Consider the following 13,320-nt stretch of genomic DNA (forward strand, 5'->3'; position numbering starts at 1 on the left):
GGGACCCTGTGGGAGAGTAGGACGCCGCCGAACAAATTTTGAAGAAAACCCCCGTACCGGGAATCCGGTACGGGGGTTTTCTGCGTTCCAGGGTCTTTGTCATGTGTCGTCTTCTGCCTGATCGCGTCGTTTCGAAGACCAGTCGAAGGCTTCGCTGATACAGGCTGACAGCTGCCGACGACCGTTGTCAGCGTGCTGTCCGCGGGCTGTCAGGGGCGACCGGCAACCTCGTGGTCATCGAGAACGAGGACCTGACGAGGAGTTGTCGAACATGGAGTACGCGATCCGGGCCGAGGGCCTGGTCAAGAAATTCGGGGACTTCACCGCTCTGGACGGCGTCGATCTGGAGGTCCCGGCCGGACAGGTCGTGGGAGTCCTCGGCCCCAACGGCGCAGGCAAGACCACCACCGTGCGCATCCTGGCCACGTTGATGCGCCCCGACGGAGGCCACGCCACCGTCGGTGGCCACGACATCGTCAAGGCCCCTGTGAAGGTACGGCAGTTGATCGGGCTGACCGGACAGTTCGCCTCCGTGGACGAAACCCTGTCCGGCACCGAGAACCTGGTGCTCATCGCGAGGCTGCTCGGGCTGTCCCGGCGCGACGCGAAGGCTCGGGCGGCCCAGCTCCTGGAGCAGTTCTCCCTGGCCGAGGCCGCCCGGAAGCCGATCGCCACCTTCTCCGGCGGTATGCGACGGCGTCTCGACCTCGCGGCGTCCCTGGTCGGCCGGCCCCAGGTGCTCTACCTGGACGAGCCCACCACCGGCCTGGACCCGCACGCCCGGCAGGAAGTCTGGGATGTCGTGCGGCGGTTGGTCGCCGACGGCTCCACGGTGCTGCTCACCACCCAGTACCTGGAGGAGGCCGACCAACTCGCCGACTCCATCACCGTCTTCGACAAGGGCCGAAAGGTCGCCGAAGGCCGGCCGGGTGAGCTGAAGCGCCGCGTCGGCGGGCAGATCCTCCAGGTCCGGCCCACCGTTGCCGCCGATGTGCCGCAGGTCGCCGGGATGCTCGCCGAACTGACCGGACACACGCCCGCCCAGGACTCCGGCGTACTCACCGTGCCGGCCGACGACCCGCTGATCGTCGCCGCGGTCGCCCGCCGCTTGGACGGCGCCGGCATCACCGCCGACGAACTCGGCCTGCGGCTGCCCAGCCTGGACGAGGTCTTCCTCGCCCTGACCGGACACGCACCCGCCGTCAAGGACGACCAGCCCGTCACCGTCTGAGCCCGTCGGCTCCACCGTTTCGCACAGACTTTCCCGGGAGGACCCCGTCATGAGCACCCAGCCCCTCGGCGGCCACGCCGAACTCTCCAGCCGCATCGGCCTCGCGCAGACCGCCCGGCACAGCTTCGCCCTCGCCGGCCGCGGCGTCACCAAGTTCATGAAGTCGCCGATCCAGCTGGTCGATGTGATCCTCACCCCGATCATCAGCCTGCTGATGTTCATCTACCTCTTCGGGGACGCCATGTCCGGCGGCGACACCGACGGCTACCTGCGGCTCGTCGTTCCCGGGGTCATGGTCATGGCCGTCTTCCAGGCCAGCGTCGGTATCGGTGCCTCGCTCTGCGCGGACGCCAGCACCGGGATCTTCGACCGGTTCCGCAGCATGCCGATCGCCCGCTCCAGCCCCCTGATCGGTGCCGTCCTCGCCGACATCGTCCGCTACGTCGTCTGCCTGGCCACCCTGGTCGTCCTCGCCCTGATCATGGGCTACCGCGTCGAGACCGGCCCCGTCGCCTCGCTCGCCGCGCTCACCCTGCTCGTCGGGTTCGCCCTCAGCTTCTCCTGGATCTCGGTCTACCTCGGGATGCTGATCAAGAACCCCACTTCCGTGCAAGGTCTGATGACCATCCTCATCCTGCCGCTCACCTTCGCCAGCAACGTCTTCATCCCCAGGGACGGCATGGCCGACTGGCTCCGGGCCTGGTCCGACGTCAACCCCGTCTCCCTGGTGGCCGAGACGGTCCGCGGCCTGCTCAACGGGGGCCCGGTAGCCGATTCCCTGTTCGGCACCTTCGCCTGGATGGTCGGCGTGATCGTGGTCTTCTTCCCGCTGGCCATGCACGCCTACCGCAAGAACGCGGCATGAGCGTCCGATGACCAGGCCGTCCGGACGGGTTCCGCACTCATCGTGCGGAACCCGTCCGGCCTTCCGCTCGACCGAGGAGGTTCGGCCAGGGGTGCGTCAGGTCCGTCGCGCCGCGCGCAGGGTCTCCGCCTCCAGCCATCTCAGCGCGTCGTCACGGGAGTACGCGGCCCCCTCCTCGTACGCCTTCTCGAAGCCCTCCTTGCCCAGCGTCGCCACGATGCGATCGACGAGCTCGCACCACTCCGGCTCACCCCAGTCGAAGGCTCCGCGCATCACCTGGCTCATGCCGAGCGACCTCGCGCCGTCCTCGGGAGCGCCCTCCAACGTGCGTATTCCGCCGAGCAGTTCGGCCACCCAGGCCAGCGCGGCGCTCGCCCCCTGGCCGAGCAGAGCGCCGGCCGCCTCGGGCAGCAGGGCCCTGGCCCGCACGGCGTCCCCCTCGGCGAGGCGGTTCTCGATCCGGGTGCTGACGATCAGGTCACGTGCCAGTTCCCTCAGGGACGGGCGCCGGACGCTCAGCGCCTCGAGACCGTCGAGCGTCGCGTCGGACCGTGCCAGGTCACCGGCCCTGCGGTGCACATTGGCCAGGCCCACGAGGATGTTGGCCTCCAAGCGCAGCTGTCCGCGCTCCCGGGCCTGCCGATGCGCGGCGTACAGATCGCGGAAGGCGCCCTCCAGATCGCCGCTGCGTCGGCGTTCGCGGGCGAGTCTGGCCTTGCTGAGGTAGAGGTAGTCCTCGGTCCCGAGCTCGGAGCTGAGTGCCACGGTCCGTTCGAAGGTGGCGATGGCCTCGGGATACTCCCCGCGCAGGGAGTGGTCGCGGCCGATGGGCAGGAGGCTCATCACGAGCCCCCAGCGGTCGCCCACCTCCTCGAAACCACGCAGGGCCTCGATCCGGGACTCGGCGCCGGTGAGCAGATCGCCTTGTTCGGTGAGGGCGAAGTCCCGTGCCAGGTGAGCGCTGGCCCGCACCCAGGGATCGGGCGAGTCGAGGGGGTCCGGTGCCACGGTCCCGCCCGGCGCCGAAGCGCTCGTGGGTGAGGAGACCTGGGACATCCGCAGGAGCAGGGCGGCCGGGTGGAACTCCCGTGCCGTCGCCGACTCGCCCTCGGCGGCCGGACGTTCGCCGCTCCCTGCCCGTGCGGAAACCCTTGCCGATACGGATTCCCGTGTGGGTACGAAGTCCTGTGCCCGCGCGGCATCGTGTGCGTCCGCGGATTTACCTGTCCGAGGGGAACCCGGCCCGGTGACCACTGCCAGATGGGCGTCGAGTTGGGTGTTCATCCCCCTGATCCCCCAGTACCAGAACATCGCCCCGGCGAAGCGTGCGGCCCGGTCCCCGTCCCCGGCGTCGACGACCGAGCGCAGCGCGAGGACGAGGTTGTCGTGTTCGGCGTCGAAGACCCCGATCGCGCGCAGTTGTTCGCGGGTGCGGAGCCGGGGTTCGCACGCTTCCGCGAGGGCCAGGAAGTACGCGGCGAAGCGCTCGGCGACGGCGCTCCCGGGCTCGGCGGCGGCCAGTTGCCTCGCGGCGTACGCGCGTACCGTCTCCAGCATCCGGTAGCGCGGTTCGTCCGCTCCCTCGTCGACCATGGCGACCAGCGACTTCTCGACCAGGGCATCCAGGACGTACGGGATGTCGGCGGCCGGGAGTGAGACGTCCGCGCAGACGACTTCGAGCGCGGAGACGGTCGCGCCGCCCGGGAACACCGACAGTCGGCGGGCGAGGATCCGCTCGGGTTCGTCGAGCAGGTCCCAGCTCCACTCGACGAGCGCGAGCAGGGTTCGCTGACGGGGCAGGGCGGTGCGGCTGCCCGAAGCGAGGAGCCGGAAGCGGTCGTCGAGGCGCCGCGCGATCTGCTCGACGCTCATCGAACGGAGCTTCGCCGCCGCCAGTTCGAGGGCGAGCGGCATCCCGTCGAGCCTCCGGCACACCTCGATCACGGCGTCGAGGGACAGGTCGTCGAGCGTGAAGTCCGGCCGGACATCGGTGGCCCGGTCCACGAAGAGACGGACGGCAGGTGACTGAGCCGCCTCGGCGGGCTCCGGTGATCCCGTCGGTACGTCGAGGGGGCCGAGGTGGCACAGGGACTCGCCGGTGATCGCGAGGGCTTCCCGGCTGGTGGCGAGGATGCGCAATTCCGGAAGCTGGTGCAGGAGTTCGGTGGCCAGTTCGGCTGCCGTCTCGACGAGGTGCTCGCAGTTGTCGAGCAGGAGCAGGGCGTCGCCGCTGCCGAAGAGCCCGGCCACGCGCGCGACCGGGGTGGCCCGCCGGCCCTGGCCGGCGTCGTAGAGCCGGCCGTCCGTGGAACTGAGGGCGCCGAGGACCGCGTCGACGAGCTGGTCCGGTGCGCCGACGCCGGCGAGCGGCACGAACCAGACCCGTCCTCGGGCGTGGGCTCGGTCGCGGGTGGCTGCTTCGAAGGAGAGCCGGGTCTTGCCCGCGCCGCCGGGGCCGACGATCGTGACGAGCCGGCTGTGGGCCAACTGCTTCTCAAGTCGGGTCAGTTCACCGTCGCGGCCGACAAAGCTGGTGAGGCGGGCCGGAAGACGACTGGAGACGGCCCGCGTCCGCTCGGACGGCGTTTCCAACTTGCCGCGCAGCAGCGCCAGATGGACCTCTCGTAACTCGGCCGACGGATCGACACCGAGTTCGTCACCGAGCCGCTTCCGTATCGCCTCGTACACCGCGAGGGCGTCGGACTGACGTCCGGCCGCGGACAGCGCGCGCATCCGCAGCCCCGCGACCCGCTCGCTCAACGGCCGCTCGGTTCCGGACGCTTCGAGGTCGGACAGCACCTCCGCGTACCGTCCGAGCCGAAGCTCGGCATCGCAGTGGTCCTCGACCGCCGCGGTGCGCAGATCGTCGAGTCGTTTCGCGACGGGCCCCGCGAACGGGGCGTCGAGCACATCGGCGAGTGCCTCGCCCCGCCACAGGCCGAGCGCCGTTCCGAGCAACGAGGCCGCTTCACCGTACCGACCGGCCGCGAGCTCCCGCCTGCCCCGAGCGGTCAGATCCTCGAAACGGTGGACATCCACGTCCTCGGGCCGCACCGAGAGCCGATAGCCGCCGGACGAGGACTCCACCGCGGCGGATCCGCGCAGCGCTCTGCGCAGCCGGGACACCAGAGCCTGCAGCGCGTTGGCCGCGTCGGCGGGCGGCTGCTCTCCCCAGAGGCCGTCGACGAGCGAGTCGACGGACACCGTCCGGCCCTCTCCGAGGGTGAGCCTGGCAAGGAGCGTCCGCAGCCGGACGCCACCCACCTCGATCGGCGCCCCGTCATCGGCGTACACCTGAATCGGTCCCAGCAGCTCTACGCGCACCACGGCCCCCTTCGGACCGACCGGCCCCTGCCGTGTCGATCATTCCGCCAACGCCGGGACAGCATCACTCACTTGACGCCCCTGGTAAAGGGCCGTACGCACCGGAACGCGTCCGGTGTGCGGTGGTTCTCCGCTGTTGGGAACGATCACGTGCTTCGCTTGCTCTGCGGTTCGCCGATTTCGTCGGTTCGCGACGGACAACACGGGCGCCGGATCAGCCGGGCGTCGTAGGAAACCCCGGTCCGCCCCGATGGAAGGTGTCGGTGATGTGCGGAGGCGGCGCCGGTAGCGTGAGGGGGGTGATGGTGGGTGCCGAAGAGACCAGGCTCGTGATCCTGCGTGGCAACAGTGCCTCGGGGAAGTCGTCCGTCGCGACCGGTGTCCGGGAGAGGTTCGGCCGTGGCCTGGCGCTGGTCGGTCAGGACAATCTCCGTCGGATCGTCCTGCGTGAACGGGACCGTCCTGGCGCGGTGAACATCGGGCTGATCGACCTGACGGCCCGCTACGCGCTGGACGCCGGCTATCACGTGGTCCTCGAAGGGATTCTCCACGCCGATCACTACGGGGCGATGCTCACCCGGCTGCGCGCGGAGCACCGCGGCCGGACGCACGGGTACTACCTCGACGTTCCGTTGGAGGAGACCCTCGCCCGCCATGCCACCAAGCCCATCGCCGATGAGGTGTCACCCGACGCGCTGCGCTCCTGGTACCGGCCGCTCGATCTTCTGCCCGGTGGCGGGGAGACCGTCATCGACGCCGGTACAGGTCTCACGGCGACCGTCGACCGCATCATGCGCGAGACCGGGCTGGCCGGTCTGCCGCCGCTGGAGGAGTGACGACGCGAAGCCCCGGAACGTGACTCCCGGGGCTTCGTGCCGCACTTCACTTGACCTACAGGCACAACGACCGGCCAGGGTCGAGGTCACGCCCTTTCACCGCGCGATTTCGCCGGGGCGGGCGGGGTGCATGCTGGGACCGAGTGAGCTCGCCGGGGTGGCTGGTGGTGCCGTATCTGATCGTGTTCGTCCGTGACCGGTGCCTTGTGCAAGCGCTGTGCTGCGCGCTTCAAGATCGGTCGGCATATCCTGGTGGGCGAATCGGGTGATCCGGGTTAATCGGATGTCTCGGCCTGGGGTGCATGCGCCGCGTAGCTGCCGAGCCCCCGCCGGGCGGCGCGAGGACGGTTTCAGTGGGACGGGCGGTGAGCGGTGCTTCGGGGCGGCTGCGGTCGGCCGCCCCGAAGCCGGGTGCGTCGCACCGATGAGTCTGACCGCGCCCACGGGTCTACCTGTCGACCGAGACGAACCGACTCTTCGGGAGCAAGGCATGGGCCTCATCGATATCGAGCTGTTCGCGACCCTCGACCTCGTCGGGCAGGCGCCCGGCGGTCCCGAGGAGGACCCGGTGGGGTTCCCGTTCGGCGGCTGGCAGGCGCCCCTGCTGGACGAGGTCACCGGGGCGCAGGTACTGGCCGCTTACGAGGACACGGACGCCCTCCTGCTCGGGCGACGGACGTACGAGATCTTCGCCGCCTACTGGCCGCACCAGGAGGGCGGCGAGGACAACAAGATCGCGGCACTGTTCAACAGCGTTCCGAAGTACGTGGCCTCCCGCGGCAGGCCCGACCTCTCGTGGGCCGGGTCCACGCAGCTGGGGCCGGACCTGGCCACCGCGGTGCGCGAGATCCGTGACCGGCACGAGCACGTGAAGGTCGTCGGGAGCCTGAACCTGGTGCAGAGCCTCCTGCGCGAGAAGCTCTTCGACCGTCTCGACCTCTGGGTGCACCCGATCATGCTCGGCGTCGGGAAGAAGGTGTTCGACGGTGGTGTGGTGCCCACCAACGTCACCCTCCTCGAACCGCCGACGGCCGGTCCGAACGGCTCCGTGCACCTGCGCTACGGGCTCGCCGACGGCACGCCCGGGGCGGGGGACATGAGCGCGCCCGATCGTGGTGTCCCGCGTCGGGACTGAAGCCGCCCCCGCGGCGGGCGCACTGTTCGGCATCGAGCCGGCCATGTCGGTGGCCGGCTCCCGGGTGCGGCGCGGGCACGGGCCGGGCGCAGGGGCGGGACGGAAAGTCGCCCCTGCCCGACGAGGTGTCGCAGAGATCAGTAACGTGTCCGGCGACGTTGCTGAACTTCGTTGATCGGAGCCGGAGTTGACTGAACGTGTGTCGGGGCGACGGCCCACGCTCGATGACGTGGCGCGCAAGTCCGGGGTGTCAAAGTCCACTGTGTCGCGCGTGATCAACGACGAGCCGCGGGTGCGGCCGTCGGTCGCGGAGCGTGTTCGAGCAGCGGTGTCCGAGCTCGGCTACGTTCCCAACCAGGCGGGCCGAAGTCTGGTCACGCACCGGACGAACGCCGTCGCCGTCGTGGTCACCGAACCACAGAACCGGCTCTTCGTGGACCCCTACTTCGACGGTCACCTCCGCGGCATTCGGCAAGAGCTCGTGCGCCACGGGGCTCAGCCGGTCCTGTTGTTCATCGAGGAGCCGGACGACTATCCACGGGTCGGCGAGTTCCTGGGCGGGGGGCACGTCGACGGTGCCCTGCTGTTCTCGTTGCGCACCGACGACCCGTTGCCGGGCATGGTCGAGCAGATGGGTCTGCCGGCGGTGTTCGGCGGCCGCCAGGTCGTCGGTCCCGGACACCGCAGTGATGCCTACACCTATGTCGACGCGGACAACCGCGGTGGAGCCAGGGAAGCGGTCCGACATCTCGTGTCGCTCGGGCGTCGGCGCATCGCGACGATCACCGGACCGCTGAAACAGGCTGCCGCGATCGATCGCCTCGATGGCTACCGAGACATCCTTCCGGACGCCCCGCCGCTCATCGCCGAGGGCGACTTCACGCTGCCGGGCGGCGCCGACGCCATGAGGATCCTCCTCGACCGGTGCCCTGACCTGGACGCGGTGTTCGTCGCCTCGGACCTGATGGCGTCCGGGGCCCTGAAGACGTTGCGGGACCGGGGGCGCAGGGTTCCGGAGGATGTGGCCGTGGTCGGGTTCGACGACCTGGAGTCCATCGCCGAGGCGACCGATCCGCCGCTCACGACGGTGCACCAGGACATCGAGGGGATGGGGCGGCTCATGGCCCGACTCCTCTTCCGACGCACGGCGCCCGCGTCCGGAGACGGCGGTCGTCCGCCGTCGTCCGTGGTCACCGCGACGCGTCTGGTCGTACGGAAGTCGGCCTGAGCGGCCCGCTCGGTCATGACCCGAGCCGACACAGCGCGTGGTCGATCAGGACACCGGCCGCGTTCTCCTGTTCCAGGACGTGTTCCTGGGTGTCGCCGCGTGCCTCGGACATGGAGACCACGGCGCTTCGCCTGCCGTCGCGGGTGACGCCGTTGACGGTGATGTAACCGCCGTCCCCGCCGTCGTGGCTCCAGTAGGTTCCTCCGCAGCTCAGGGGGCGCTCCACCAGGCCGAGCCCGTACCGGCCGCCGGGCCACAACTGTTGGACCTCCGCGCTCACGGGGACGGTCCGCTTCATCTCGGCCAGCTGCCGCTTCGGCAGCAGGCGGCCCGAGAGCAGCCCGCGGAAGAGGATGTTCTCGTCCCGCGTGGTCGTGACGAACGAGAGGATGTCGTGGTCCACCGGTATCTGGTCGGTGACGTCCACCCGGGAGCCGGGGCCGAAGTACTGGTAGGCCTGGGCGTGCGGCCGGGGCAGGGCGGCCGAGGTGCCGAGCCACCGGGTCCGGTGCAGGCCCAGCGGGCGCAGGACGCGGTCCTCGATCTCCTCGTGGGCGGGCCGGCCGGTGGCCTTCTCGATCACCGCGCCGAGCAGGACGTACCCGGTGTTGGAGTACCCCCAGCCCTCGCCGGGCGGGAAGTCCGGCGCGTGGGCCATGGCGCGGGCGATCAGCTCCTCGGGGCCGTAGACGATGTGGCGTTGCTCGTAGTACTCCTCCGGCGTCGTGTATCCGGGCAGGTCGTCGTGGATGCCACCGGTGTGCTGGAGGAGCTGGCGGATGCTGATCCGGCTGCCGTCGTTGCCGTTGCCCCGCACCACCCCTGGCAGCCAGTGGTCGACCGTGTCGTCGAGGGACAGCGCGCCCTCGGCCTCGAGCCGGAGGATCACGGTGGCGACCAGGGTCTTGGACGTGCTGGCCATCCGGAAGTAGCCGTCGGACGGGACCGGGCGGCCGGTGTTGAGATCCGCTGTGCCGCTGGTGGCGACCGACTGCCGACCGTCAGGCGCGATCACGCGGGCCTGGACACCGCTGACGCCGAGGGCGTGGATCGCCTCGGTGTCCTGGCGTAATCGCTCCTCGGTGGAGGAGCCGACAGGTTGGGCGACGGCTGTGGTCACCCCGGCGGTGAGCAGCGTGGCGACACCGAGTGCCAGGGCGAGACGCTTGCGCAGGGTCGAAGGCATGACCGAACGCTAGATTCGCCCCCGACGGAGCGCGATCCGGTGCGCCCCAGGGGCGTAAGGGGGTAATCCCCCGGAACGGGCCGTCACCGGTCCGCCGTCGCCCCCGCGCGCCGTGACGGTCGTCGGACCGGTCGGCGCCGTCGGGACCCGCCCGCCGGAACCGCCGCCGAGCGCGACGGCCGGCGGACCCCCGGGGCGGGCACAGGACAGGCCGCGCCGCAGGAACCGGTCACTCGCGTACGCCCGCCGACGCCACCGCCCCGCGGCGCAGGGCGAGGCCGGCCGGGACGACTGCCGAGATCACGGCGAGCACCGCGCAGACTCCCACGACCGCCGCGAGCGTCGCCCACGGCATCGCGATGGACGTCCGCACCGAGAGCAGTCCCAGCGCGCTCCACATGCCCGCCAGGTTGAGCCAGGCGACGACGGCTCCCAGCAGTGCGCCGACCACGACCACCATCAGTGCCTCGGCGCCCACCAACCGCAGCACCTGCCGGCTGGTGGCACCGGCCAGCCGCAGCGCGGCCAGTTCACGGACCCGGTCGGCGGTGGCCATGACCATCGTGTTGGCCAGCGAGATACCGGTGTAGAGCAGGGCGATGCCGAGGACCAGGAAGAAGCCCATCAGGGTCGTCCGGTTGGTCTGCGGATACGTCGCACGCACCCAGGCCTCCCCGGTGAGGAGCCGCCCGCCCGTCGTCCGCAGGGCCTGACGCAGACCGGCGGCCACTGCGGCCGTGTCGGCACCGTCCTCGAGGCGTACGTCGATCCGGTCGACGGGCGCCGAGGGGGCGTTGCGCGGGGTGACGTAGACGCCGTTGCCGCCGGTGCCGACCGTCATCACCGCGGCGATCCTCAACGACCTCCTCGTGCCGTCGCCGAGCCACACGTCCACCCGCTCACCCACGGTCCGGCGCTCCCACTCCTCGTTGACGACGATCGAGTCGTCGTCCAGGTCGCTCGCCTTCCCCTCGGCGAGCGGAAGACGGGCCGTCGCAGCGAACGGAGCCGGCTCGACGGCCCTGGCGTCGGACCTGACGAGCGCCACGCCTTCCTCCAGGACGTACACGGCGCTCGACGCGCTGGGGGAGACCTCGGCGCCGGGCACCGCGCGGAGCCGCTTCAGCGTGTCGCCGTCGAAGCCGCCGCCCGCCGGGGTGAGGACGAAGTCGGCGGACGTCCGCGCGCGCACCTCGGTGGCCTTCGCCGCGTCCAGGGTGGCGGTGGCTCCCAGGAGGGAACCGGCCAGCGCGACCGTGACGAGCACGGGTGCCGCGACCGCGGCGGTGCGGCGCACCGCGCCGGAGGCGTTCTCCCGCACCAACATCCCACCGGCGCCCGGCAGTCGGGCCGACGGCCAGGCGATCACCCGGGTCAGCGGCCGCACCAGCGCCGGCGCGAGCAGCGCGATCGCGGTGATCAGCAGCATCGGGCGGCTGACGTAGGTCTTGCGGTGCAGCAGGTCGCTCGGGTCGGTGACGAGGGCCAGGGCCAGCGTCCCCGCGGCGGTGATCAGCAGGATCACGCCCACCACTCCGCGTCCGCGTGTCAGCGCCCGGGTGTCCACGGACGCCTCGCGCAGCGCCTCGGCGGGACCGGTGCGCCCCGCCCGCCAGGACGCGGCCGTCACTCCGCAGAGGGCCACGAGCAGGCCCGTCCAGAACGCCGAGTGGTACGGCCAGGTGTGGTCGCCGATGCTGAACCAGCCGGGCGCGAGGTGCTCGTCGACCGCCCACGCGGCGAGTTCCGGAGCCCCGTGGAAGCCGAGCACACAGCCGGTGGCCGAGGCGAGCACGCCGATCACGAGCGCCTCCAGGACGACCATGCGCCGGATCTGCCCAGGGGTGGCACCGGCGGTGCGCAGCAGCCCGAACTCACGGCTCCGCTGGGCCACCGCGAACGCGAAGGTCGAGGCCACCACGAACACCGACACGAACCCGGTGACCCCGCCCGCGGTGCCGAACATGGCGTTCATCGCGGTGAGGGCTTCCGCGTCCCGGTCCGGATCGGCGTCGGCGTACCGGCGCGCGTTCCCGGTGAGGACCTGGACGCCCGCGCTGTCGCGCACGGCCTCGCGGACGGCCGCCGCGTCGGCGTCGACCACGAGCTGGAGACTGCGCGGGGACAGTTCGGCGGCGCGGGTGTCGGTGTAGAACACCGCATCCTCGAAACCGAGTCCGGCCACGGTACCGACGACACGCACAGGGCCGCCGTCGGTCCGTACCTCGGTACCGGGCCGTGCCCAGTCACCGCTGACGACGACCTCGCCGGCGGTCCGGGGCGCGCGTCCCGCGTCGAGGTCGTACGGCGCGAAGGCCGCGGTGGACCAGGGGTGGCCCACCAGATGGGCGGGCCCGCCGTCGGCCCGCACGGCGAACGACCGGTCCTCGACGACGGTCCCGAGGTCCCGCAGCCTCGCGATCGCGTCGGCGGGCACGGCGCGCGGCTGCGCCAACGCGGCGGTACGGGCACCGGTCGAGGTGGGCACTTCGAGGGTGTCCCGGCCCTTGACGACCACCGGCGCGGCGGCGAACCGCTCCGGTCCGCGGTCGGGCGCGTCCGCCGAGGACGCCAGGGCCAGCCCCATGACGGCGATCAGCGCGACACCCAGGGAGAGGGCGACGAAGCTGCCGACGAAGGTGATCCAGCGCGTGCGCAGGGTGCGCAGGGTGGTGCTCAGCACGGCGCCGCCTCGAGCTCGATGATCCGCGCCGCGATGTCCTCGGCCGGGGCGCCGACCAGTTCGCCGTCGACACGGCCGTCGACGAGGAAGACGACGCGGTCGGCGTAGGAGGCGGCGACGGGATCATGGGTGACGACGACGATCGTCCGGCCGTCCCGGTCGGCCATGCCGCGCAGCAGGGTCAGCACCTCGCGGCCGGTCCGTGAGTCGAGCGCGCCCGTCGGCTCGTCGCCGAACAGCACTTCGGGGCGGGTGATCAGGGCGCGGGCCAGGGCGACGCGCTGCTGCTGGCCGCCGGACATCTCCGACGGCCGGTGTCCTGCCCGGTCGCCGAGCCCGACCTGCTGGAGCACCTCGCGCACCTGGGCCTTCTTCGGGCGGCGGCTGGCGAGACGCAGCGGCAGGGCCACGTTCTGCTCGGCGGTCAGCGAGGGCAGCAGGTTGAACGCCTGGAACACGAAGCCGACCCGCTCGCGGCGCAGCAGGGTCAGCCTGGTCTCGCTCAGCCCGGTGAGTTCCGTGTCGCCGAGGGTGACCGAGCCCGAAGTCGGCCGGTCCAGACCCGCGGCACACTGCAGCAGGGTCGACTTGCCGGACCCGGACGGACCCATCACCGCGGTGAACGTCCCCCGCCCGAAGGCGAGACTCACCCCGTCGAGGGCGGTGACGGACGTGCCGCCCGCGCCGTAGCGCCGGGTCACGGAGTCCAATCGGATCGCGTCGTCGGTCGTGGGGTTCCCCATCAGCGCTTGCTCCCTGGTTCGTCGGTGCCTCCACGAAACCGCGGACGACCCCCACGACGCAGTAGGGCCGGAACGAGACCTGGGGTAGG

General features: G+C 71.3%; 9 protein-coding genes. 5 read left to right on the plus strand and 4 right to left on the minus strand.

Annotated features, from left to right (window positions below):
- The first annotated feature begins 271 nt into the window (after positions 1-271).
- Together ACFYW7_RS37510 and ACFYW7_RS37515 are read left to right on the plus strand one after the other, a co-directional pair.
- Positions 272-1,231, plus strand: coding sequence for an ATP-binding cassette domain-containing protein (locus ACFYW7_RS37510; protein WP_389510920.1), 960 nt, complete (start codon positions 272-274; stop codon positions 1,229-1,231).
- Positions 1,232-1,280: 49 nt separating this feature from the next.
- Positions 1,281-2,096, plus strand: a complete 816-nt coding sequence (locus ACFYW7_RS37515) for an ABC transporter permease (protein WP_389510922.1) — start codon at positions 1,281-1,283, stop codon at positions 2,094-2,096.
- 96 nt (positions 2,097-2,192) lie between these two features.
- Here the strand turns inward: ACFYW7_RS37515 and ACFYW7_RS37520 are convergent, their stop codons facing one another.
- The gene (locus tag ACFYW7_RS37520) at positions 2,193-5,420 is read right to left on the minus strand and encodes a BTAD domain-containing putative transcriptional regulator (RefSeq protein WP_389510924.1); all 3,228 of its coding nucleotides are present in this window, start codon (positions 5,418-5,420) and stop codon (positions 2,193-2,195) included.
- A 302-nt stretch (positions 5,421-5,722) separates the two neighbouring features.
- On the opposite strand from ACFYW7_RS37520, the gene ACFYW7_RS37525 reads away from it, so the two are divergent.
- The 3 genes from ACFYW7_RS37525 (at position 5,723) to ACFYW7_RS37535 (ending at position 8,619) form a co-directional block, all read left to right on the plus strand.
- A complete protein-coding gene (locus ACFYW7_RS37525) occupies positions 5,723-6,256 on the plus strand; it encodes a kinase (RefSeq protein ID WP_389510926.1) in 534 nt (177 codons plus the stop codon).
- A 490-nt stretch (positions 6,257-6,746) separates the two neighbouring features.
- Positions 6,747-7,391, plus strand: a complete 645-nt coding sequence (locus ACFYW7_RS37530; protein ID WP_389510928.1) for a dihydrofolate reductase family protein — start codon at positions 6,747-6,749, stop codon at positions 7,389-7,391.
- A gap of 187 nt (positions 7,392-7,578) precedes the next feature.
- Positions 7,579-8,619 carry a LacI family DNA-binding transcriptional regulator gene (locus tag ACFYW7_RS37535; protein ID WP_389510930.1) on the plus strand — a complete coding sequence of 347 codons (1,041 nt, stop codon included), beginning with the start codon at positions 7,579-7,581 and terminating at the stop codon, positions 8,617-8,619.
- A 13-nt stretch (positions 8,620-8,632) separates the two neighbouring features.
- On the opposite strand, the gene ACFYW7_RS37540 is transcribed toward ACFYW7_RS37535, so the two are convergent.
- The 3 genes from ACFYW7_RS37540 to ACFYW7_RS37550 all read right to left on the minus strand — a co-directional run bounded on the left by ACFYW7_RS37540 (position 8,633) and on the right by ACFYW7_RS37550 (position 13,231).
- Entirely contained in the window at positions 8,633-9,805 is a 1,173-nt protein-coding gene (locus tag ACFYW7_RS37540; protein ID WP_389510932.1) for a serine hydrolase domain-containing protein, read from the minus strand.
- Positions 9,806-10,034: 229 nt separating this feature from the next.
- Positions 10,035-12,488: an ABC transporter permease gene (locus ACFYW7_RS37545; RefSeq protein ID WP_389510934.1), complete on the minus strand. Its 2,454-nt coding sequence runs from the start codon at positions 12,486-12,488 to the stop codon at positions 10,035-10,037.
- Complete coding sequence (locus ACFYW7_RS37550; RefSeq protein ID WP_389510936.1) at positions 12,482-13,231, minus strand: ABC transporter ATP-binding protein; 750 nt, start codon at positions 13,229-13,231, stop codon at positions 12,482-12,484. The genes ACFYW7_RS37545 and ACFYW7_RS37550 overlap by 7 nt, the downstream gene beginning before the upstream one ends.
- Positions 13,232-13,320 lie beyond the last annotated feature (89 nt).

The sequence above is a fragment of the Streptomyces sp. NPDC002580 genome, from assembly GCF_042889485.1.
In the GTDB taxonomy this organism is placed as follows: domain Bacteria; phylum Actinomycetota; class Actinomycetes; order Streptomycetales; family Streptomycetaceae; genus Streptomyces.